General features: G+C 52.2%; 16 protein-coding genes. 7 read left to right on the plus strand and 9 right to left on the minus strand.

What is annotated here, in order from left to right; translation table 11 throughout:
• Nucleotides 1–56: 56 nt before the first annotated feature.
• From F0P93_RS25165 to F0P93_RS25195, 7 genes are all read right to left on the minus strand, one after another.
• The gene (locus tag F0P93_RS25165) at nt 57–2,729 is read right to left on the minus strand and encodes a permease prefix domain 2-containing transporter (protein WP_150880489.1); all 2,673 of its coding nucleotides are present in this window, start codon (nt 2,727–2,729) and stop codon (nt 57–59) included.
• A gap of 111 nt (nt 2,730–2,840) precedes the next feature.
• Nucleotides 2,841–5,450 (minus strand): ABC transporter permease, encoded by a 2,610-nt coding sequence (locus F0P93_RS25170; RefSeq protein ID WP_225309634.1) that lies wholly within the window; start codon nt 5,448–5,450, stop codon nt 2,841–2,843.
• Between the two features lie 109 nt (nt 5,451–5,559).
• Nucleotides 5,560–8,190, minus strand: coding sequence for an ABC transporter permease (locus tag F0P93_RS25175; RefSeq protein WP_225309635.1), 2,631 nt, complete (start codon nt 8,188–8,190; stop codon nt 5,560–5,562).
• A gap of 111 nt (nt 8,191–8,301) precedes the next feature.
• Entirely contained in the window at nt 8,302–10,884 is a 2,583-nt protein-coding gene (locus F0P93_RS25180) for an ABC transporter permease (RefSeq protein ID WP_225309636.1), read from the minus strand.
• A gap of 132 nt (nt 10,885–11,016) precedes the next feature.
• The gene (locus tag F0P93_RS25185) at nt 11,017–11,355 is read right to left on the minus strand and encodes a PadR family transcriptional regulator (protein WP_114407927.1); all 339 of its coding nucleotides are present in this window, start codon (nt 11,353–11,355) and stop codon (nt 11,017–11,019) included.
• Between the two features lie 231 nt (nt 11,356–11,586).
• Nucleotides 11,587–12,285 (minus strand): hypothetical protein, encoded by a 699-nt coding sequence (locus F0P93_RS25190; RefSeq protein WP_150880490.1) that lies wholly within the window; start codon nt 12,283–12,285, stop codon nt 11,587–11,589.
• Nucleotides 12,286–12,571: 286 nt separating this feature from the next.
• On the minus strand, nt 12,572–13,285 hold the full coding sequence (locus F0P93_RS25195) for a hypothetical protein (protein ID WP_150880491.1): 714 nt from the start codon (nt 13,283–13,285) through the stop codon (nt 12,572–12,574).
• Nucleotides 13,286–13,578: 293 nt separating this feature from the next.
• Here F0P93_RS25195 and F0P93_RS25200 point away from each other — a divergent pair, with 293 nt between their 5' ends.
• Entirely contained in the window at nt 13,579–14,445 is an 867-nt protein-coding gene (locus F0P93_RS25200; protein WP_150880492.1) for a GNAT family N-acetyltransferase, read from the plus strand.
• Between the two features lie 112 nt (nt 14,446–14,557).
• Here F0P93_RS25200 and F0P93_RS25205 read toward each other — a convergent pair whose 3' ends face one another.
• Together F0P93_RS25205 and F0P93_RS25210 are read right to left on the minus strand one after the other, a co-directional pair.
• The gene (locus F0P93_RS25205) at nt 14,558–15,670 is read right to left on the minus strand and encodes a DUF2911 domain-containing protein (RefSeq protein ID WP_150880493.1); all 1,113 of its coding nucleotides are present in this window, start codon (nt 15,668–15,670) and stop codon (nt 14,558–14,560) included.
• Nucleotides 15,671–15,870: 200 nt separating this feature from the next.
• Nucleotides 15,871–16,608 carry a hypothetical protein gene (locus F0P93_RS25210; RefSeq protein ID WP_150880494.1) on the minus strand — a complete coding sequence of 246 codons (738 nt, stop codon included), beginning with the start codon at nt 16,606–16,608 and terminating at the stop codon, nt 15,871–15,873.
• 277 nt (nt 16,609–16,885) lie between these two features.
• Here F0P93_RS25210 and F0P93_RS25215 point away from each other — a divergent pair, with 277 nt between their 5' ends.
• From F0P93_RS25215 to F0P93_RS25240, 6 genes are all read left to right on the plus strand, one after another.
• Nucleotides 16,886–17,179, plus strand: coding sequence for a co-chaperone GroES (locus F0P93_RS25215; RefSeq protein ID WP_114407921.1), 294 nt, complete (start codon nt 16,886–16,888; stop codon nt 17,177–17,179).
• Between the two features lie 95 nt (nt 17,180–17,274).
• Nucleotides 17,275–18,909 (plus strand): chaperonin GroEL, encoded by a 1,635-nt coding sequence (gene groL, locus F0P93_RS25220; protein ID WP_114407920.1) that lies wholly within the window; start codon nt 17,275–17,277, stop codon nt 18,907–18,909.
• 306 nt (nt 18,910–19,215) lie between these two features.
• Complete coding sequence (locus F0P93_RS25225; protein ID WP_150880495.1) at nt 19,216–20,634, plus strand: L-fucose/L-arabinose isomerase family protein; 1,419 nt, start codon at nt 19,216–19,218, stop codon at nt 20,632–20,634.
• Between the two features lie 6 nt (nt 20,635–20,640).
• Nucleotides 20,641–21,468, plus strand: coding sequence for a transketolase (locus tag F0P93_RS25230; RefSeq protein WP_150880496.1), 828 nt, complete (start codon nt 20,641–20,643; stop codon nt 21,466–21,468).
• A gap of 21 nt (nt 21,469–21,489) precedes the next feature.
• Nucleotides 21,490–22,464, plus strand: a complete 975-nt coding sequence (locus tag F0P93_RS25235) for a transketolase family protein (protein WP_150880497.1) — start codon at nt 21,490–21,492, stop codon at nt 22,462–22,464.
• Between the two features lie 12 nt (nt 22,465–22,476).
• Nucleotides 22,477–23,886 (plus strand): DUF1593 domain-containing protein, encoded by a 1,410-nt coding sequence (locus F0P93_RS25240; RefSeq protein WP_150880498.1) that lies wholly within the window; start codon nt 22,477–22,479, stop codon nt 23,884–23,886.
• The last annotated feature ends 45 nt before the right edge of the window (nt 23,887–23,931 follow it).

A 23,931-nucleotide genomic window follows, 5' to 3' on the forward strand; every position in this document is an offset into this window, starting at 1 on the left:
GCGATCATTACACGGATAAAATGACGAAACCGCAAAAGTACGGTATTTCCGTGTAATTACTCGCTCCGCAACGACTTCACCGGGTTCATTAAGGCGGCCCGGATGCTTTGGAAACTGATCGTCAACAGGGCGATGAAAACCGCCAGGAGTCCGGCCAGGGCGAAGACCCACCATTCGATGTCCACTTTGTAGGCGAAATCTTTCAGCCACTCGTTCATGGCCCACCACGCCACGGGCGCGGCCAGAAGCAGGGCAATGAACACCAGTTTGAGGAAGTCTCTCGACAAAAGGGCGACAATCCCGGCCACCGAAGCCCCCAGCACTTTCCGGATGCTGATTTCTTTGGTACGCTGCTCGGCCGTAAAGGTGGCCAGCCCAAACAACCCCATGCAGGAAATCAGAATGGCGATGGCCGTGGCGGTGTTGACCAGCCGACTGGTTTTCTGTTCCTTTTCGTACAGCCGCGCAATCCGGTCGTCCAGGAATTCGTATTCGAATTTTTTATCGGGATGAATGGCGTTCCACTGTTCTTCGATGCTGGCCAGCGTAGCTTTCACATCGTTCATGGTTCTGCCGTTGCTGGTCAGTCTGACGCCCAGATTCCGGGACTGCTGTGGCAGATACCCGATGAACGTCGCATCAATTTTGTCGTGAAACGACTGCTCATGAAAATCGGCCACGACCCCAACGATCGGGATTTTCTTGCCATTGAAATCCAGAAACTGGTTCAGGGCTTCCGCCGGTTTTTCGAAACCCAGCCGTTTGGCAAACGTGGCATTGATAACCAGTTCCCGGAGCGAATCGCTTTTCAGGTAGTTTCGCCCGGCCAACAGGCGAATACCGTATAAAGGAATAAAATTCTCGTCCCCCACTTTGGCCGAAACGTCCATCTCGATTTCCTGCTTGCCAGTGTATTTCATTTTGGTCATCATGTAACTCATGCCCATCGGCGGAAACCACTGCATCGACACCCGCTCCACCCCCGACAAGGGCCGGATTCGCTGCGCCAGCACATCGGCTTTGCCCGCCCGGCCCGCATCGATGGAAATGATGGCGTCGGTCGAAAAGCCCAGTTCCTTGTTGCGGATGTAACTGAGTTGCCGGTCAACGATCAGCGTGGCGATGATGAACACCAGCGAAACCGTAAACTGAAAAACGATCAGTCCTTTGCGGAAATATCCTTTCTGACCGCTCTTCAAGGCCGTCTGGCCTTTGAGCGTCAGGGCCGGACGGAACGACGACAGCACCAGCGAAGGGTAGAAACCGGCCAGCAGCGAGGTCGTTACGGTGACGAACAACAAAAACAGCAGGGTTTCCAGACTGAATAACTCAAACGTCAGCCCTTTGGGGGTGAGGGATTGAAAAGCGGAGAGAATGGGGCCAACCAACACCAGTGCCATACTGACCGCAGCGAGTGTCAGCAAGGTGGTTTCGCTCAAAAACTGAAAAATCAGGCTTTTCCGACTGCTTCCCAACACCTTCCGGACCCCAATTTCTTTGGCACGCTGCACCGATTGGGCCGTCGACAGATTGACGAAATTGATGGCGGCAATCAGCAGGATAAAAACCGCAACGCCCATCATGCCGTAGAGCGTCGGCAGGTGCGCTTTTCGGGAATAATTATCAACGTAATCCGCATTAAAATGCAGGTCGGCCAGCGGTTGCAAACCGGGTATAAACTTAAATTCCTTCTGGAAATGCCTTTTGGAAAACTGTTGAAAAGACGCCGTGAGTTGCTCCGGTTTTGTTCCTTCCGGCAGCTTTACAAAAGCCTGCGACGACGACCAGATGTCATTCCAGTCGTCAAGATTGATGCTTTTGCTCATCCGGCTGCTGCGAATGGTGGCGAAAGAAATGAAATCCGTAAACGTAAAATCGGTCGGTTTATCCCATTCCTTTACAATCCCGGCAACGCTGACCCGAACCGAATCCCAGTAAATCACCTCTTTGCCCAGCATCTGTTCAAGCGGCAAATCGCCAAAGTATTTGCGGGCTTTTTGCTCCGATAACACGAGTTGAAACGGTTCGGTCAGGGCGGTTTTCGGATTGCCCGCCAGCCACTGGTAGTTGAAAATGGTAAAGTATTGCGGCTCAACGACCACAATTTCCTGATTATCGACGCCGTGTTTCCCCTGCTCAAACCGCTTCGGTTTTTCCGTGCCGCCGGGAATCAGCACCGCCGACGTAATGTTGTGAAAAGCCGCTACGGTTTCCAGCCCCGTCACTTCCTTCCGAATCGCCAGCGGAACCGGGTTGGGAACAAAACCCGCCGGATGGGTTTCGGCGTTGGGGCCAAATTTCTCGGTACCAATCAGGCGATAAATCCGTCCGCGGTCGGCGTGGAAGGTATCGTAGCTGAGTTCGTAGTTGGTAATCAGGTAAATCACCAGACAGGCGGTGACACCCAGGCTCAGCCCGAAGAGGTTGATCAGCGCACTGACCCGGTTTTTGGTCAGATTGCGAAAGGAGGTTTTGAGGTAATTGCGAATCATGACAGGATGCAGAAAAGAAGGTGACGGATACGCAGAGTTCTGACGTTTCAGCGCAAAAGGCTTAATAAATTTCAACACATTAGCTGCATACCGGCGGTTGGCTTTTCGGACGCCCACTTCCGCCAGATCCCGCCCGTAGCGTTCGTACAAATCGCCCTGCACCTCCTCCAGCAAGTGGGGAGCGCAGAAGACTTCCAGCAGTCGGTCGGCCCAGCGGGGCGGTTGGGGGTATTTCATGCCGGTTAATTTTAAATAGTAAATGAAAAATGTTGAATGATAAAGTGACACGGTCGGATGTCCATTTACTTTTACATTCAGTATTTATCATTTTACATTTATTTTTCTTTTTTATTCACTTCGCAGACTCTTCACCGGATTCATCAACGCGGCTTTGATGCTCTGGAAACTGATGGTGAGCAGCGCAACGCCGACCGCCAGCAAGCCCGCCAACGCAAAAACCCACCATTCGATCTCGACTTTGTAGGCATAATCCTGCAACCACCGGTTCATGGCATACCAGGCCACCGGCGAGGAAAGGACGATGGCAACGCCCACGAGTTTGAGAAAATCCTGCGAAAGGAGACTGACAATGCTGGTCACCGAAGCACCAAGCACTTTCCGGACGCCAATTTCTTTCGTACGCTGTTCGGCCATGAAAGCCGCCAAACCAAACAAGCCTAAACAGGAGATAAAAATGGCGAGAAAAGCGAAGTAGTTGGCCAGCGTGCCGACCACGGTTTCGCTGCGGTACAATCGCTGAAAGGCCTCATCCGCAAACTGGTAGGTGAACGGAAACTTCGGATTCAGTTGCTGCCACATCGTTTCCAGACTCGCCAGGGCCTGCTTCGTTTGGCCCGGCTGGGTGCGAATGATGATGTTTTTTCCATCGGCCGCCGGACTTAATTTGGCAATGAACGGTTCGATGGCCACATGCAGGGAATTCTGGTGGAAGTCGTCCACCACCCCAATGATCAAACCCGGTTTGCCCCACAAAGTCAGCGGTTTTCCGATCGGGTCCCGGTAGCCAATCCGACGGGCTGCGGTTTTGTTGATCAGATAGCTGACCGAGTCGGTGGCAAAATCGCGTGAAAAATCGCGCCCCGCTACCTTGACTTTCAGGGTCTTCGTGAAATCATAGTCGACTTGTGAAAACTGAAACTGAACGCTGGTGGCGGGGTCTTTCCCCGGCCATTGGACGTTGCCCGTTGTGCCAAAACTGGTGGTTGGCGTTCCGTTCATGAACGTTACGGTCTGGATGCCGGGCATCCGGAGCAGTTCCTGCTTGAACGTTTCGTATTTGGCGGCCAAATCCCCTTCAGCCTGGAGATAAATCATCCCCTCCCGGTCGTAGCCCAGGTTTTTGGTCTGGATAAAATCGATTTGCCGGTAGACAATGATGGTTCCGATGATCAGCAGCATCGACAGGGCGAACTGAAAAACCACCAGGCTCTGCCGGAAAAGCCGCGCCCCGGAACCAAACCGGATGCTTCCTTTCAAGATCCGAACCGGATTCAGTGATGATAAAAAGAGGGCGGGATAACTGCCCGCAATCAGAGCCGTGACCAGTGTCATGACCAGCAACGTTACCCAAAACGACGCGTTTGCAAACTGGAACGTAATGTGCTTTTCGGTCAGTGTGTTGAAGACCGGCAGCAGCATCCAGACCACGCCCACGGCCACCACCAGGGCCAACGCCGTCAGCACCAGGGCTTCGCCAATGAACTGCCCGATCAGCCAGCCCCGACCGGCACCAACGACCTTCCGAACGCCCACCTCCCGCGACCGCTTCACCGACCGGGCCGTGGCCAGATTCATGAAATTGATGCAGGCAATCAGCAGAATAAAAACCGCCACGATGCCAAACAACCGGACGTATTCGATGCGTCCGCCATCCTGATAGCCGTTTTTGAAATTGGAATAGAGATACGCTTCCGGGTACGGTTGCAGAAAAAGCTGGATATCCAACCCCTTCGTAGCCATTTTCGGATTGTATTTTTTCAGAAACGCCTTCATCTTGGCTTCCAGCCGGCCGGGATCAGCCGGTACACCGTTGCGGTCGGTCCGGAGTTGGATGCGGGTCTGAAGCGCGTTGGTACCCCAGTCTTTTATCCATTCATTGTGCCGCATAAAATCGGCCCAGCTCAGTACAAAGTCGTAGGTTTCCGAGCTATTTTTTGGCATTTCATAAACCGCACTAACCTGATAATCATCTTTGTTACCGAGCCGAATGCTCTTTCCCATAGCCGCCTGTGGGCTACCAAAATAATTCTCCGCGAGCTGCCGCGAAATGACAATGTTCGTCGGCCCGTTCAAGGCGGTTTCGGCGGTTCCGGCTAACAAGGGAAGACTGTACATTTTAAACCAGTCGGCACCGGCAGCGCGCCCTTTTTCCTTGTTCAGCTTTTCACCCACCGAAAACGTCAGTTCCTGCTCCCAGGAAAGGCCGGACGCGTAGGCAATTTCCGGGAATTCTTTTTTCAGTTCGTCGGCCAGCAAAGCGGGCGTTCCCGGGCTTGCTTCCACCTTACCGTCGTAGAACTGGCGTTCCATGACGTTGTAAAGCTGCGGGCCATTGGCGTGATAGGCATCGACGCTAAATTCGTCCTGAATCCAGAGCAAAATGAGCAGACTACATGCCATGCCGAGCGCCAGGCCCAGAATGTTGATGGCCGAAAAGGATTTGTTGTGGGCGATGTTCCGCCAGGCGATTTTCAGATAATTGCGAATCATACCAGGATTCAGGAAAGAGATGGATGGATGTTCATTAGCTTGTCGTTTGAAGAAAAAGGGCTTTAGAAAACTCAGCACTTCCCGGACATATTGCCGCCGGGCGTAGGGGAGTCCAAATAGCTTCGTATTGCGCAAAAACCGCTCGTATAAATCCCCCTGAATCTCCTCAAAAAGATGAGGAGCGCAGAAGATATTCAAAAACCGTTCGGCCCAACGGGGAGGCTTCATGAGAGTGATGAGTTAAGAATTAAGAGTGAAGAGTTTAATGAATCGGAGCTGGAAGCCATAGCGAACAGGTTAAGTTATTTTTAACTCTTAATTCTTAACTCCTAATTCTTCATTCCGAACGCAGTGACTTCACCGGATTCATCAACGCGGCTTTGATACTTTGGAAACTAACCGTCAGCAGGGCGATGGCCAGTGCCAGCAAACCCGCTGTGGCAAACACCCACCCGTTCATATCGATCCGGTACGCAAACCCTTCGAGCCATTGGTCCATCGCATACCAGGCTACCGGAACCGCCACAACGATGGCGATCAACACCAGCTTCACGAAATCTTTGGCCAGTAATCCGATGATACCCGGCACGGTGGCTCCCAGCACCTTGCGAACCCCAATCTCACGGGTGCGGACCTGCGCCGTGTAGGCAACCAGACCGAATAAGCCCAGGCAGGAAATCACGATGGCAATGGTGGCAAACACGTTGAAGAGTGTGCCGGTGCGCTGCTCGGTTTTGTAGAGGTCATCGAAGGTTTGGTCCAGAAAAGCGTAGTTGAAGGGAAACTCGGCATTGTATTGCTTCCACAAACGCTCGGTCGCGGCCAGGGCTCCGGCGGCTTCTTTACCCGTCGTTTTGACGTAAATTCGATCTTCATTTTTTGGGCTGTAATAAAAAATCGCCGGTTCGATTTTCTGTTTGAGGGACGCAAAATGAAAATCTTTCACCACGCCAATAATCGTTCCTTCCCGATTCCAGAGTTTAAACCGCTTGCCGATGGGTTCTTTCAGACGGGCGACTTTGACGGCGGTTTCGTTCAAAATAAAATGCGTGGAATCGGAAACCGCACCTGTAAAATTTTTGCCCTGTTCCAGTTTTATGTTGAAGAAGGGTATAAAATCCTTGTCAATGGCCATCGGACTCACCATCATGGTCTCCCCAACTTCCTTCCCTTCCCATTCGCTGCTCCCGGTTTGCTGGTTCAGCGATACAATATGGGCGTTGGAACGGGTAACGTCCGTCACACCCGGCTGGCTCAGCAAGCTGGCTTTAACGACCTCATAATGAGAAGACATACTGCGCATGTGCAGGGAAAAAACGTGACTTTTATCATAGCCTAACTCCTTCGAGCGGATGTATTCCAACTGATTGCCGATGATCAAAGTCCCGGAAATCAGAATGACAGTGAACGCAAACTGAACGACGACCAGTATTTTCCGAAAAACCGCATCGGTCAACCGCGCCGAGACTTTCCCTTTTAAGGCTTTCAGGGGTTCGAACGATGAGAGCAACAGGGCCGGGTAAATACTCGACACCAGCAGGGTGGCCGTAATGGTCAACCCGATCACCAGCCACATCCGACCGTCTGTTAAGTCGATGACGAGCTGTTTTCCCGAAAGCGCGTTGTAGAAGGGCATCAACACCCTCATCAACCCAATTGCCAGCAGCGCCGAAAGCGTGAAAAGCAGGGCGGTTTCAATGATAAACTGCAAAAACAACTGCCCTTTTGCCGCGCCCACGATTTTCCGCATACTCACTTCTTTGGACCGCAGCATGGAACGGGCGGTGGAGAGATTAACGTAGTTGATGCAGGCAATGACCAGAATCAGCAGCGCAATGATGGTAAACATGCGAACGGTTTCGATACCGCCATCGCTGCCGTCCGACTTGTACAAATGCATGTCGGGCAGGGCTTGTAGCAGATACGTCAGATCGGTATCATCCGCTTTGTTCCGCAGGTGAATGTTCCGCAGTTTGGTCGCCAAATCCGCCGTCGAAATGCCCGGTTCGAGCAGAAAAAACGTGATGTAATTGAACTCATGAAAGTCGTTATCCTGGTTTCGGCCATCCTTCCGTTCCGCATAGATGGTTTTAAACCAGAGCGAAATCGGTAGCAGCAGATCAAGTTCTCCGTTAAAAGTGGTGTTTTTTGGAAAATTCCGGATCACGCCGGTGACTGTGAAGCGGTTTTTCCCATCAGCTGTAATCACTTTTCCGATGGGTTCGGCATCGCCAAAATACCGCTGGGCGGTAGCTTCCGTCAGCACAACCGACTGGTCGTTCGGGAACGGATTCGCCGGATTTCCCTTGATAAGCCCAAAATCAAAAATTGAAAACAGGGAAGGATCGACGAAGGCCGAGTGTTCGTCGGTGAAGGTTTTCCCCTTGTATTTGTAGAGGCTGTAGAGATTGCTTTGGGTGATGCGAACGGCATCTTTGATTTCGGGCAGTTCCCTTTTTCCCATTTCAGCAATGGGCGCAACCGTGGCCTGCCAGATTTGCTGACTGCTGCCAGTGCCAACACGGTTTTCGAGCCGGAAAATCTGGTCGGCTTTGGTATGAAACCGGTCGAAGCTCAGTTCGTCCTGCACCCACAGCAGGATCAGCATCCCAACGGCCAGCCCGACCGTCAGACCGGTCATGTTGATGAGGGAGTAAAACCGGTTTTTCAGCAAATTACGCCAGGCGGTTTTGAAATAGTTACGGATCATAGCCGGTTGAAATAGATACACTTGTGAAGATTCTGTTGAGAATTGTTTCCGGATTACCACCGACGTTCGGCCCGGTCGCCGTCGCACGAACCCCAGCACCTCCCGGACATACTGCCGCCGGGCGTACGGTTCTCCGAACAGCCGGGCATTCCGCAAAAACCGCTCGTACAAATCACCTTCCATCTCCTCCAGCAAAGGGGGAGCGCAGGTCATTTCCAGCAGTCGGGTAGCCCAGCGGGGCGGTTGGGGGTATTTCATGCCGGTTAATTTTAAATAGTAAATGAAAAATGTTGAATGATAAAGTGACACGGTCGGATGTCCGTTTACTTTTAAATTCAGTATTTATCATTTTACATTTATTATTCTTCTTTATTCACTTCGTAAACTCTTCACCGGATTCACCAAGGCGGCTTTGATCGACTGGTAACTCACCGTGAGAGCGGCAACGACAAACGTGACCAGCATCGCAACCAGGAAAATCGACGGCCCAATCTGAATGTGGTAGGCGTATTCCTGCAGCCAGGCATTCATGCCATACCAGGCCAGCGGAGCGGCCATGACGAAGGCCATCAGCATCAGCCACACAAATTCCCGTGAGAACAACACGACAATGCTGCCCACCGACGCGCCCAGTACTTTCCGGACACCAACTTCCTTGGTCCGCTGAACGGCCATCAGCGAAACCAGCCCGAACAGCCCCAGTCCGCCGATGACGATGGCAATTCCCGCAAACAGCCGGAAAGCGTTGTACAGGGTTTCTTCCTGCTTGTATAATTTCGCAATGTGCTCATCCACAAACTCATACCGGAATACTGATTCCGGATTCAATTCGCTCCAGTCTCTCTCGATTGCCGCCAGCGTTTCACGCAGGTTCTGCGGACGCAGCTTGACGCTCACCTGCCAGAACGCCCGTGAATTGTAGGTGAGAACACAGGCGCGGATTTTTTTATGCTTGGATTCGCTCTGAAAATCCCGGACTACCCCCCGAATAAGAGCCGGTTCGCCTGCGAGCCGAAACCGCTTCCCAATGGCCTCGTTTTCGTTCTGAAAACCCAGTCGGCGAATCAGCGTCTGGTTGACAATCACATTACGGGCCGTATCCCCCTCCGCCGTTTTGATGATGGGTTCGCCCGCCAGCAACGCCAGATGATACATCGGAATGTAGTTTTCATCCACCATTTTGAACTCGACCACATCGTTTTCGGGCATCCCGAGTTCCGGCGCCGAAAAAGGAGCGAAATTAACGTTGTAGGCCGGACCCGCCGACGCAAAACTGATTTGCTCAACGCCGGGATTGTTCTGCAATTTCTGCCGGAGAACATCGGCTTTCTCACCCGTACCGAAGGACACAATGGCCTCTTTTTCAAAACCCATGTCCTGATTCTGGAAAAAATCCATCTGGCTGGCCACCACCAGGGTCCCGATAATCATCACCTGGGTGATGGCAAATTGCAGGATTACCAGGCCTTTGCGGACGGTCATTCCGCCAAAAGATGCTTCCGTAGAGCGGGCTTTCAGAGCTTTGATGGGCTGAAAACCGGATTGGACAAAAGCCGGATACAAACCGGCCAGCAAAATGGTAGACAGAACAATACCGGCAATAACCACCAGCACCAGCGGCTCGGTCAGTTGGTCCGCGTCGATCCGGATGTTCAGCAAGTGTTTGGTGAGGGGCAAAAACGCCCAAACCGTGGCCAGCCCCAGCACTGTTGCCAAACCCACCAGCAAGGTTGTTTCGGCCAGCACCTGACCCACCAGTTGCCGCCGGTATGCACCCAGGGCTTTCCGGACCCCGACTTCTTTGGAACGCCGAACAGCCTGGGCCGTCGCCAGATTGACAAAATTGATGCAGGCCGTCAGAATAATCACCAGGGCGACACCCGCCAGACCGTAGATGGTTTCTTTGGAGCGCGGCATGGTGATCTGGGTCAGGTAGCGCTGGTCGAAATGTATTTCCCGCAACGGTTGCAGCAGCAGCGCGGCATCTTTGGCAATGTCATTGCCCCAGTTCTTCCGGATAAAGCCCGGAATCCGCGCTTCCACACGCTTGGGCAGTAGTTTTTCCGGCAGCACCACGTAGAGATACCCTCCCGATATTGACCAGAACTGGGGCGTATCGAGCTTTTTCCGGACGGTTTCCCACGACACCAGAAAATTGAAAACCAGGTGCGTGTTCGACGGCAGATCTTTCATGACGCCGGTTACACGCAGATCGTACTCGTTATCCAGCCGAAAGGTTTGACCGAGAGCATCGTGGTCACCAAAATATTTTCGGGCTATACTTTCCGTTAAAACGACCGTATTTGGTTCCTGCAACGCGGTTTTGGGGTTTCCGGCCAGCCAGTCAAAATCGAACACCTGCGGAAAACGCCCATCGGCGTAGGCATAACTTTCTTCCAGATACCGCTGGTTGCCAACCTGAGTCTGGCCTTCCCGCTGGTAATAATATTGCGAAACCTGCTCTGCTTCCGGGAAATCGGTGCGGAAAGCCGGCGCAATGGCAAATGAAACGCTCGGATTGTAGTCTAAACCATGAACCGTTACGCGGTAAGTCCGGTCGGCTTTCCGGTTAAACGCATCGTAGGTCAGTTCATTCCGAACGACCAGAAAAATGACAATGCAGGCCGACAACCCCAGGGCCAACCCCATCACGTTGATGAACGCATAACTTTTCTGCTGAAGAATGGTCCGGTAGGCAATCGTAAAATAGTTGCGTAGCATAGCAATCGTTTGCGGTTTTGGAGAATAATCCGGTTTCCTTTTCAAAAATTGGGGTTTCACAAACTTCAGCACCTCCCAGCAATACTGTCTGCGGGCATCCTGCGCTCCGAACAGCCTGGCCCGGTGAACAAACCGCTCCTGCAAATCCCCCTGGATTTCTTCGAGCAGGTGCGGAGCGCAAAACCAGGCCAGAAGTCGGCTGGCCCATTGGGGCGGTTTTTGGGTTTTCATGATTGCGGGAATATCGAACACTGAATAGTGAATAACGAATATTGAAAGGTGACCCGATTACTTCGATATTCGTTATTCAGTATTCGGCGTTCGATATTCCTTTTCATTAGTTTTTCATTCTACAGTATTCATTCACAAACTCACTGCTGGCAGTCCCTGCGGAGAAATCGAATCCCAGAGCTGGTCGCGGACGGCGCGAATGTCGTGCAGCGTCCGGCTCCCCAACACCGTGACTGAAAACAGGCGCTTGCGTCGCCCGCCCCGTTCGGCAGTGGCCTCACCGAGGTGTGATTTCAACATGCCTTTTTCCTCCAGCCGGTGCAAAGCCGCGTGAACGGCGCTGATGCTGACGGCCCGGCCCGTTTGCCGGTCCAGTTCGTCGGTGATGGCCACGCCATAGGCACCGGTTCCTAAAACCGCTACCGTCAGCAAAACCACCTCTTCAAACTCGCCTAAATACGATCGTCTCATGGAAAAGAGATATAATTAACTTCTGTAGAACAAATCTGCTGCCAGAAACAAAAAATGGCCTAATCAGGCCATTTAAGGAGTTTTCGGAAAGGAACCTGTCCGAATTCGTACAGTCCGGTTGTCCGAACCCGAACAGGTTTTAGGTATACGGTTTGCAGTTTTCGGTGGAAGACCGCGTCAGCCAGTGTGCGCCAGCAACCGTAAACCGTATACCGAAAACCGAAAACCGCTCTACTTCTCCGCTTTTAGCTCGTAGCGATGATACGGTTTGTCGATCGTCAGCCAGTAATTCATGGTCTCACCGGCTCCTTTGACCTGAAGCCGGTATTTCCCACTCAGCAAGTGGGTTACATCAAAATACCGGTTGTAGCCCGCCTGACGGTTCAGTTCGCGGTAATGAATCAGGTTGGTCGACTCGTCGGTCAGTTCAATGATGACCTGCTTCCGGTCGGGATTTGCAAAGTTGATGCGGAGTTTGCCGTACGAATTCACCAGCGGATTGACCAGAAATTTCGCATTGAATTCCGGCACAACCGACGGTGAATGGTCTTCGTAGGCATACACCCCGGAGGTTTTCGATAATCCGGGTTCATTGGAAGCCAGTAACTCCGACGATCGGACCTGCGAGGCCAACAATTGACTGTTGACCACCCGATCCAGCATTTCGTCGAACAACCGCATATTCCGTCTGGTCAATTTGACATACTGGCCCCGCAGTGTTTCCTGATAGACGGGCTCGTGCCGGGCATTGAAAAACCGGATGACGGTGCTGCGGGTGTTGTAATCGGTCTGAATCTTCCAGTATCCTTTCGTCACCTCAGGACCGGTGCGATAATCCGGTTGGGCGCTTCCAACAAGGGTGCTGAACAGGAGAAGCAGAACCAGGAGGGTTTTAAACCGGTAGGCGTTTTTTTCTTGAACGGTTTTCATGGGAATTGTGCGTGTTGTTTACAGGTTGTTAAATTGGTCGGTATTTATTCAATCTTTGCAAAACAAATCTCTTACCAGAATCAAAAACACCTTTCTAAGCCAATGGAGGGCATTTTTCAAAAATTGTACTGTCCGAAACCGTACAAAGCCTGTCCGGTTTTGCGTGCAGGAGATTTCCTGTCACAAAGCAGCGAAATTGCCCGCAAACGTTTCAATGCAAGTGACGAATGAGCAGGAAAATGGGACAGAAAGGCCGTGGGGCCTTACCAAGCTTTTTGACGAGCCCTCAGGGAATAGCCCGAAGCTGATACGACTGCGGATTGGCCTGAATGAGTAAACGGTATGCGTACCGCTTCGGTCTCCCATCTACCTCTAACCGGAATTTTCCTTCCGGCAAACGGGTCAGGTTCAACGTCCGGTTGTAGGTAGGCACCGCGTTTTTTTCCTTGAACACATACCGCCCCTGATCGTCCAGCAACGTAACCAACACAGGCTCTTCCTGGAGATTCACAATGTGTATTCTTAGTCGTCCGGAACTGCTGATGGCGACGTCGGAACGCAACGGGTTGACATCCAGAGTTTCTTTAGGAGAAGCCAGCACGTAAGACGTAGAAACGGGATCAGACAGCGGTGCCGAAACAACGTGGGAAGGCCCATTGGCACTGGTGGCCACTAACTCGTGGCTTTTGACTTCGGCCGACAGCAACTGGTTGGTCGACAGCCGCTCCAGCATCGTGTCGAACAAGCGGATGTTCCGGTTCGTCAGTTTTACATACCGGTTCGATAGTGACTCCTCGTAAATCGGTTCGTGCCAGCGGTTAAAAAAACGGATTTTGGTCTGCTGGGTCGTGTAGTCGGTCTGGATTTTCCAGTACCCTTTGGTCGAGTCGGTTCTCGCATAATAATCGGACTGGGCGGTCGCTGTCAAACCGTACAGGAAGAGACTCACGACTAGCCAATGCTGGCATCTGCGGACTGTTTTTTGGAGGAGGGTTTTCATGATTTGTGCATTTGTTGTTTACAGGAAATAGAAAGAGCAATGTATTATTTCAATGTTTGCAGAACAAATCTGTTGCCAAACCGGATCAAGGCTGCTTAATCGATCAAAATGACGGTATTTACGTTTAGGTTGAAGGCACTGCGTCCATTTGTGGACACTTTTTGTCCCGGAATGGACAGTAGAAAGGGGTCCGTTGAGCCAGTGTTAATGCGTGTACCCAAAAGATGGCTAAAAAGCGGTCACCGTTGCACGAGCAGCATCCGGCCTTTCTGTTTTTAGCGTAAGTTTGTAAAATGAAAATTCTCTCACTAACCGAGTTAAATCAGGAACAATATCTGGCCGCTCAGGCTCTCGAACTAAAATGCAAAGCCGATGATGGGCTGATGGGCCATATTCACTGGGACAAATCCATGAATTATTTCCAGTCGATGTGCCACTGGTTTCTGCTTTACAAAAGTGACGTTTTGATTGGTGTCTTGTCGGCCTTCGCTCCAACGACCAGCGTGGTTGAATTTTGCGGTTATACGCTCCCCAAAGCCCGGCGGAAAGGCTGCTTTTCGACCCTGCTTGAAGTGGCAGCGGAAGAAGCCCGAAACTACGGCTACGAGCACATGCTGTTGATAACGGAACGGGCCTCTGAGCCAGGTCAGGCCTTTGTCAGTCAGTTGGGAGCCACGTATTCCAATACCGAGTATCAACTGCGCTGGGAACCGCTGCCGTCGGAGGCACTGCCGGTTTCCACACCGGCGATCCATCTCGTCAAGGCCGGTATGGCAGACCTGGAACCGTTGTCGAAATTGAGTCAGACGATCTTTGGGGGCACCCTTAACGAAGCCCGTAAGCTCCTGGAAACCACCATGGCGACGCCCCACCTCACGCAGTATATTGCCACGCTGGATGGAAAAACGGTCGGCATGGTGGCAATCAATTTTGTGCAGAACGATGCCTGGATTATCGGACTGGGCGTTTGCCCGGCGTTTCAGGGGCGCGGAATCGGCAAAACCATCTTGTTCCGTATTTTGGACATTCTACAGGAGTCCATGGCCGAAACCATTCTAATCGAAGTAGACTCCGGCAACGAACCGGCCCTGAATTTGTACCAGAAATCCGGTTTCACGATTCAGATGGGCCAGGATTATTTCCGGTTGCCGTTAAAATGAGTTATTTCGCGGAGTTGAGCGGAGTTAAAGGGAGTTAAGCGAAGAAAATTAAAAACTCTGCTTAACTTCCTTTAACTCCGTTCAACTCCGCGAAATAACTCCTCTCTAAAACTCACTGATTCGCGTCTTTCCCCTCTTCCAGTTTCTTGATCATCGCCGTGACGCCATTCTTATTCAGCTCGTTCGGTGCCTGGGGCAGAGCCGCTTTCAGGTAGGGCAACGCTTTTTTGAAATCGCCGAGGGCCGACAACCCCCTGCCCATTCCGACGTTGGTCGTAAACTGGTTCGGGTTCTTGTCGTAGTTCACCTTAAAAACCGCATACGCGTCTTTCATCCGTTTCTGCTGGAGTAAGGTGCGGGCATACTGATGGAGTTCGTTCAGGTTGCCCATCGGAACGGCTTCCTTCATCACCGCATCGGCATCGGCCTGCTTATTGAGTGCCGACAAAACCATCGCCTTCATACTGAGCGTCTGGAAGTTTTTCTGACCAATGAACGGCAAACCAACGGCTTGATCGGCCCAAACCAGTGCCTGATCGAGATCGGTTTTGTTTTGAAGGCAATACGTAGCCGCCTGAACGTAGGACTGCCACGTAAAACCCTGCGAATTGCGCAATTCGTTTTTAAAAGAAGCCAACTGAATCTTCACCACATCGGCCTCAATCGTAAACGGGATCTGGCGTTTTTCCCACGAAAGTGCCACCGTTGCCGCGTTGTCCGTTTGGTTGATAAACTCGTATTTGAGCCACTCCACGCTCTTGTCGAGAGGCTGGTTTTTGACCGTCACGCGCAACGCATCTTCCGACGGTTCGTAGAAAAAGCTGCCCCAGGACGTCGCGTTTTTGGAGAAAATAACCGTTGTTTCGGCCTCGCCCAACAGCATGTGCAGCCCGTACGTTCCGGCGGGGAGATCTTTGCCCTCGACTTTAACATCATTCGAAAACGAAATGACGGTATTTTCGTTGGCACCTGCCCGCCAGGGGGCAGCTTTGCTGGTGCCGAAACCGAGGTCCACCAGTCCGTAATGGGCCACCGGTGTTCCCCAAATCGCTCCCTCCCGCCCCTTCACACCGGGGCGGCTGTAGTGAATGGCAATTTTTGTCAGGCCGATTTGCTCCGAAACGAAGGCCTTTTTGTTGCCGCCGTCGGGGATGGCGGTGAGGTGCTGGGCGGAAGCCAGCCTTGCATTGAGAACCAGCAGAAATAGGATAAACCGTGCTTTCATGGTGTTGTCGATAAAGTGTTTACCGTCAAAATAAACACATGAAAACCGCGTGCAGCTCCCGCACTCTGGGGGATTTGGCGAGGAAGGGTAATTAATTGTTTCGCGGAGTTGAGCGGAGGAAAAGGGATGTAAGCAGAGTAAATAAAAAACTCTGCGTAACTCCTTTTTTTTCTCCGCTCAACTCCGCGAAATAACTCTTTTTACTCTGACACCTCCCGTTCCACCAACCGCTCAGCCATGGGCAGCAACGTTTCCTCCAGCGGCAGACGGCGTTTTGATTCCACCATGAACGTGGCCGGGTTGGGCAGGAACGGCCGACGGCGGATCAGTTCCAGTTTCAGGGTTTCGTAGGTCCGCCCGACGCCTTTCCGCACGGAGTCGATGTAGCGCGTCCGGATTGGCTGGCGGCCGGTTTGCGTCGTCGACAGGGCCAATCCCGGCAGGGGCAGGCCCGTCCAGGTCAGGTTGAAATAATAGATATGGGTCTGGGAATGCGACGACCAATGGAGAAAAATATAGCCTTCATCCCGGCGCAGCGGCAGCATACCGATGGGAGTCAGCGTCAGGTTTGCGGCCAGTTCGTCGGCCATTTGCTGCCCTTTCGTCAGGGTTTGCCCGAATCGCGGCAGGGCAAAATTGATGATGGAGTCGATTTCGGACATATATTCATCATCATCCTGCCGGGATTGGTACCGTACCGTAAGACTTTCGGGGTCAATTCCGGTGGCGTCCTTGGGGAATGAGGCAGAAAGCGTACCTTTGCGGTTCCGAAAACGGAGGCCGGTCTCGTAATGATCCCGCAATTCCGTCAGGTCTGGGTATAACTTTTTGTCAGAGAAGTGTTGCTGAACGTTTTGCAGATAGGCCAGAACGACAAATTTTTTGTACTCTAAATCAATCAGTCCTTGCGTCAACCAGTCTTTCTGAAGTTTTTTCATAGTGAAAACGAATGAAGAACAGACAGTCTTGTTGCTAAGTAAGTTAACGAAAATTCGCATTCTGCCAAATAGTGTTTGGCGTTTTTTTTCTCCGACCAAAAAGGCTTTGCCCTAACCCATTGATTACCAAACTGACATCATAAATCGGAAATTTTGTCAGTATTACCAGAAAAAAGTGGTCTGGCACAATAAGTGACCAAAATCGACCGTCAGTTCGACAGTATGTCGGGCCCTAGTTAAGCACAAAACAATTTAACTTCTAAAACACAAGCCCATTATGGAAGCACTAACGGAAAGTAAAGTAAACGTAAGACCGTTGGCTGACCGGGTGCTGGTTGAACCAGCTCCTGCTGAAGAAAAAACCGCATTTGGTATCATCATCCCCGACACCGCCAAAGAAAAGCCACAACGTGGAACGATTGTCGCCGTTGGCACGGGCAAGAAAGATGAGCCTCTGACCGTTCAGGTTGGCGATACCGTTTTGTACGGTAAGTATGCCGGTACCGAAATCACCGTTGAGGGAAAAGAATACCTCATCATGCGTGAGTCGGACATTTTTGCCATTATCTAAGGTTATCCCGCCAGCCCCGGTTCAGTTTAAACTGACACTGGCTGCCCGGAAACCCGTTTGCATTACTCGTTAAAACCATTAATTCCTTTTCACTCATGTCTAAGAAAATATTTTTTGATATCGACGCCCGCGATCGGATCAAGAAGGGTGTTGATACCCTCGCCGACGCTGTTAAAGTAACGTTGGGACCAAAAGGCCGGAACGTTATTCTGGATAAGAAATTCGGCTCACCGGCGATCACTAAAGATGGTGTTACCGTTGCCAAAGAAATTGAACTGAAAGACGCCATCGAAAACATGGGCGCTCAATTGGTGAAAGAAGTCGCTTCCAAAACCGCTGATTCAGCCGGTGACGGAACCACGACGGCTACCGTTCTGGCCCAGGCGATCTACTCGATCGGGGTGAAAAACGTAGCGGCCGGTGCCAATCCGATGGACCTGAAACGCGGTATCGACAAAGCGGTTATTGCCGTTGTCGACAACCTGCGTTCACAGTCACGCGCCATCGAAACGTCGAAAGAAATTGCTCAGGTAGCAACAATCTCGGCGAACAGCGATGAGGAAATCGGCCAGATGATTGCCGATGCCATGGAAAAAGTTGGTAAAGAAGGTGTGATCACCGTTGAAGAAGCGCGTGGTACGGAAACGGAAGTAAAAACCGTTGAAGGGATGCAGTTTGACCGCGGTTATCTGTCGGCTTACTTCGTGACCAATACCGACAAAATGGAAGTTGAACTGGACCGTCCGTTCATTCTGATCTCGGAGAAAAAAGTTTCTTCGATGAAAGAATTGCTGCCGGTTCTGGAGCAAGTTGCTCAAACCGGTCGTCCGTTGCTGATCATCGCCGAAGATGTCGATGGTGAAGCACTGGCTACGCTGGTTGTCAACAAAATCCGTGGTGCCCTCAAAGTGGCCGCTGTGAAAGCTCCGGGCTTTGGCGATCGCCGGAAAGCCATGCTGGAAGACATTGCGATCCTGACGGGTGGCCAGGTCATTGCCGAAGAGCGTGGTTTCAAACTGGAAAACACTTCTATTGAATTTTTAGGCACTGCCGAAAAAATCATCATCGACAAGGATAACACAACTGTTATCAATGGTGCAGGTGAAAAAGAAGATATTACGGGCCGTGTCAACCAGATCAAATCACAGATCGAAAACACGACTTCCGATTACGACAAGGAAAAACTACAGGAACGTCTGGCGAAACTGTCGGGCGGTGTAGCGATTCTGTACATCGGTGCTGCTACCGAAGTAGAAATGAAAGAAAAGAAAGACCGCGTTGATGATGCCCTGCACGCAACCCGCGCTGCTGTTGAAGAAGGCATCGTTGCCGGTGGTGGTGTTGCGTTCATCCGGACGATCAAGTCATTGGATGCGGTTGAAACCCGCAACGAAGACGAAAAAACCGGTGTAAACATCATCCGCGTTGCGCTGGAATCTCCGCTGCGGACGATTGTAGCCAACGCTGGTGGCGAAAGCTCGGTGGTTGTGAACGCGGTGAAAGCCGGCGAAGGCGACTACGGTTACAACGCCCGCGAAGATCGTTACGAAAACATGGTAGAAGCCGGTATCATCGACCCGACGAAAGTAACCCGTCTGGCCCTGGAAAATGCCGCTTCGATCGCTGGCTTGTTGTTGACCACCGAGTGTGTGATTGCCGACGAACCGGAAGAAGCACCGGCTGGTGGTGGCGGACACGGTCACCCAGGTGGCATGGGCGGCATGATGTAAACATCCCCTCCCCTTACGCATCCAAAAGCCCCCGGCAGTCTGTCGGGGGCTTTTTTGGTTTTTATCTCTTGCCAATACCCGTTCAGGCAGTTGGATGGTACATTTTAAACGAAAGAATACAAAAATTTATAGAGCCAAAAACCGTAAAACGATATAATTTTCCTACTATTAAGTTTTAAAATGCCGATCTATTTTTACGTTTACTATTTTTTACTTTCGTTTATTTTGTAAATTGCTTCGATTTATCGGATTTCGGGTAGCACGAAACCGGCCAATCCTTCTACGACCATTGCCCCTTACCTCACGATGAGCAAGAAAGAAAGCGCTCCCATTAGTTTGGGTGTCATTATTGGAAACCGTGATTTTTTCCCGGATCGGCTGGTGGCCGAGTCGCAGGTCGAAATCATCGACATTTTGAAAAGCCAGAACGTCAATCCGATTTTACTGGAAACGGAAGAAACCAAACTGGGCGGAGTCGAAACGTTTCAGGATGCCCGGAAATGTGCGGATTTGTTCAAAAAGCACCGCGACCAAATCAGTGGTATTCTGGTGATTCTGCCCAACTTTGGCGATGAACGGGGCGTCGCCGAAACCCTGAAACTGGCCGGCTTGAACGTTCCGGTGCTGATTCAGGCCTACCCCGACGATCTGAACAAACTGGATGTGGCCCGCCGACGGGATTCGTGGTGCGGAAAAATTTCGGTTTGTAATAACCTCTACCAATTCGGGATCAAATACACCCTGACGACCAAACATGTCGTGCATCCAACCGACCCAAGCTTTACGCAGGATTTGCAGAATTTTATCGGTGTCTGCCGGGTCGTGCGGGGATTGCAGAACGTCCGGATCGGTGCCGTTGGTGCCCGGCCGGGCGGATTCAATACGGTTCGCTACAGCGAAAAAATTCTTCAGCGCAACGGCATTTCAGTGGTGACCGTCGATTTGTCCGAAATTCTGGGGAATGCCAACAAGCTGACCAAAGACGACATCAGCGTCAAAAACCGCCTGGACGCCATCAAAGCCTACACGCCAACGGGCCGCACCCCGGATGAGAAGCTGGTGCAGATTGCCAAACTGGATGTGGTGCTGAACGACTTCGTGGAACAGAATTCCCTCGACGCCACCGCCATCCAGTGCTGGACCTCCATTCAGCAGAACTATGGCTGCAACGTCTGTACGAGCATGAGCATGATGAGCGAAAACATGCTGCCAAGTGCCTGCGAGGTCGACGTGACGGGAACGCTGAGCATGTACGCCATGCAACTGGCCTCCGGTTCGCCCAGCGCGCTGGTCGACTGGAACAACAATTACGCCGACGACGAGAACAAGTGCGTGCTGTTTCATTGTGGCAACTGGGCCAAGTCGTTTTTACCGGACATTGAAATTAGCACCGCCCCGATTCTGGGAACCAGCGTCGGCGAAGAAAATACGTACGGAGCCCTTTCGGGTCGCACCCCGGCCTCCCCCCTCACCTTCGGCCGCATCAGCACCGACGATTCCAAAGGCATCATCAAAGCCTACATCGGCGAAGGCCGTCTGACCGACGATGTCCTCAACACGTTTGGAAACCGGGCAGTGGCTCAAATCCCGAATTTGCAAGGGCTCATGCAGTACGTCTGCCGCAACGGTTTTGAACACCATGTGGTGATGAATGCGTCCAAAACCGCCGGTATTTTGAAAGAAGCGTTTGAAAACTACATGGGTTGGGACGTGTACGAACATTAAGAAACCATGACTGAGCAGGAACTAGCCCGCAAGTCCGTCGACTATCGCCGGAAGATTCTCAAGTACATTGTCGAAGCGAAAGCCGGGCATACCGGAGGAAGTCTGTCGTGCGTGGACATTCTGAATGTGCTGTATAACCACGTTCTGAACGTTGGTCCGGACAACTTCAAGTCGCCCCTCCGCGACCGCTACATTCAGAGCAAGGGCCATACGGTGGAAGCCTTGTACGTCGTATTGGCAGACAAAGGTTTTTTTCCGGAAGCGGATTTGATGACCCTGTGCAAATACGGTTCGCATTACATTGGTCACCCGACCCGCAAAGTCAACGGCATCGAGCAGAATACCGGTTCGCTGGGACACGGCCTGTCGCTCAGCGTCGGAACCGCTCTGGCCGCCAAACTGGACGGACTCTCCTACCGGGTTTTCACAATGCTCGGCGACGGCGAATTACCCGAAGGTTCCAACTGGGAAGGGGCGTTGTTAGCGTCTCACTACAAGCTCGATAACCTTTGCGCCATCATCGACAACAACGGTTTGCAAATCTCAGGAGCGACAACCGACGTCTGCAATACGGACCCGATCGACCGGAAATTTGAAGCATTCGGCTGGGAAGTCCGCCACGTCGACGGACACGATTTTGGAGCGTTGAAGGAAACCTTTGCGGCTTTGCCTTTTACGGTCGGCAAACCCAGCCTCGTGATTGCGCACACGGTCAAAGGCCGGGGCATCAGTTACATGGAAAACCAGTTGAAATGGCACCACGGTGTGCCGAATCCCGATCAATATACCCACGCGCTGGCAGAGTTGGCGGAGGCCGAGGCCGTTCTCCGCTGAGAAACGAACGATTGATAGATCATGGCAGAAATCACGCAAAACGAACTTGTTACGTATAAAGCCAACCTCGACGTTTTTTCGGGAACGCTTCAGGAACTGGCCAGCACCGACAAAACGATTCTGGTCGTAACCAGCGACTCGCGGGGCTCGGGAAAGCTGGTGCCTTTTGGGCAAAAGTTTCCGGCGCAAATGGTCGAAATCGGGATTGCCGAGCAAAATCTGGTGGGCGTCGCGGCCGGTTTGGCTTCGACCGGGAAAAAAGTGTTTGCGGTTTCTCCCGCCTGTTTTCTGACAGCCCGTTCGTTTGAACAGATCAAAACCGACGTCGCGTATTCCGATAACCCGGTCAAACTCATTGGCATCAGCGCCGGCGTGAGCTACGGTGCCTTGGGCTCGACCCACCACAGTTTGCACGATTTTGCGGCTTTGCGGGCGGTCCACAACCTGATTATTGTCGTTCCGGCGGATAATTTTGAAACCGAGCGCGCCATTCGATTAGCGGCCCAAACCGAGCATCCGATTTACATCCGGTTCGGCAAAAAGCCGATGCCCTTGTTGACCGAAGACCCGAACCGCCGGTTTGAATTCGGGAAAGGCAGTGTTGTCCGGGAAGGGAATGACCTGGTCATTATCGGAACGGGCGAAACCGTCTATCCGGCCATTCAGGCGGCCCGACGGCTGGAAACCCTGTACGGTATTCGGTCGACGGTGGTCAGTATGCACACCATCAAACCGCTGGATTACGAGTTGCTGGCACAGCTCGCTTCAAGCGGTGTTCCGATTGTCACGGTGGAAGAACACAGTGTTTACGGGGGCCTGGGCGAAGCCTGCGCTTCGTTCCTGATGCAGAACGGTTTTCGTAATTCGTTTAAAATCATGGGTATCCCGGATGAATATACCGTTACGGGTTCCCAGATCGAGATCTTCCATCATTACGGTTTGTCCGAAGAAGGCATTGCCGAAACCGGGCTGAACCTGGTTCGGAAAACGGCTTAATCTTTCCTTTCCATGAAAAAAGTATTCCTACCCTTCCTCTCCTTCATCGTATTGCTATCGTCAGGCATTTGTCAGGCGCAAGAAGCCAGAAAACTCCGGGTGCTGGTATTAACCGATATTGAAAATGAACCCGATGACGCCCAGTCAATGGTGCGGTTTCTGACCTATTCCAATCAATGGGATGTGGAAGGGCTGATCGCTACAACCTCGGTGCATCAACGAAACCGGGTGGCACCCGAGCGGATTCAGCGGATTGTTCAGGCCTACGGAAAAGTGCGGAACAACCTGCTGCTCCACGAAAAAGGCTATCCCGAAACCGACTACCTGCTCAGTCGCATCAAACCGGCGATTCCCAAATACGGTATGGATGCCGTTGGGCCGGGCAACGACTCGGAAGGCTCGGAACACATAATCGCCGTGGTGGACCGGAAAGACGACCGCCCGGTCTGGATTCCAATCTGGGGCGGAGCCAATTGCCTGGGACAGGCCCTCTGGAAAGTCAGGCAAACCCGCACCCCCGAAGAAGTGGAGCAGTTTGTGTCCAAAATCCGGGTCTATACCATTTCCGATCAGGATGACGCCGGGCCGTGGATTCGCAAGACCTTCCCAACCCTTTTTTACATTATTAGTCCCGGTTTTCACGCCCGGGGCGGCTACCATTATTCCACCTGGCGCGGCATCAGTGGCGATGGCTTCACGCGGGGTTTTGATGGCGCGGATTCCAACCTCGTCAATAACCGCTGGCTGGACGAAAACATCCGGAAAAACCACGGGCCGCTCGGTGCAGAACACCCGCACACGGATTTCATCATGGAAGGGGACACACCCAGCTTTCTTGGCCTGATTACCAACGGCTTGAGCGATCCCGAACACCCCAACTACGGTAGTTGGGGCGGCCGTTACGAGTTGTATACCCCCCGCACCCGCAAGTGGTTTCTGGAACCCGAAACCCGCCCCATCTGGACCGACACCGAAGACGAGGTGGTGGGCATCGACGGAGCCTGGCACAACAGCAACAAAGCGACCATCTGGCGCTGGCGGCAGGCCTACCAACACGACTTTGCCGCCCGCATCGACTGGACCGTCAAACCGTACAAGGAAGCCAACCACCCGCCGGTGGCGGTTTTGAAACACGCCAATCAATTGCGGGTAAAAAGTGGGGAGAAAGTGGTTTTAAGTGCGGACGGATCAACCGATCCCGATGGAAATTCGCTCTCCTACGAATGGATTTATTACCGCGAACCAGGGACTTTCGAAAGCAACCGGCCGCTCGAAATTCAGGATAACCGGCAAAAGTCGGCTTCTCTGACGGCCCCGAAAGTGACCCAACCAGAGACACTGCATGTCATTCTGGCCGTAACCGATAACGGCAAACCGGCTCTGACGCGCTACCAACGGGTGATTGTGACGGTATTTCCGTAAAAATGGGGCCTTTACCGCTGTTAGCGTGTTTCCAACACGCTAACA

Origin of the sequence: Larkinella humicola, from assembly GCF_008727875.1 — a bacterium.
Lineage (GTDB): Bacteria > Bacteroidota > Bacteroidia > Cytophagales > Spirosomataceae > Larkinella > Larkinella humicola.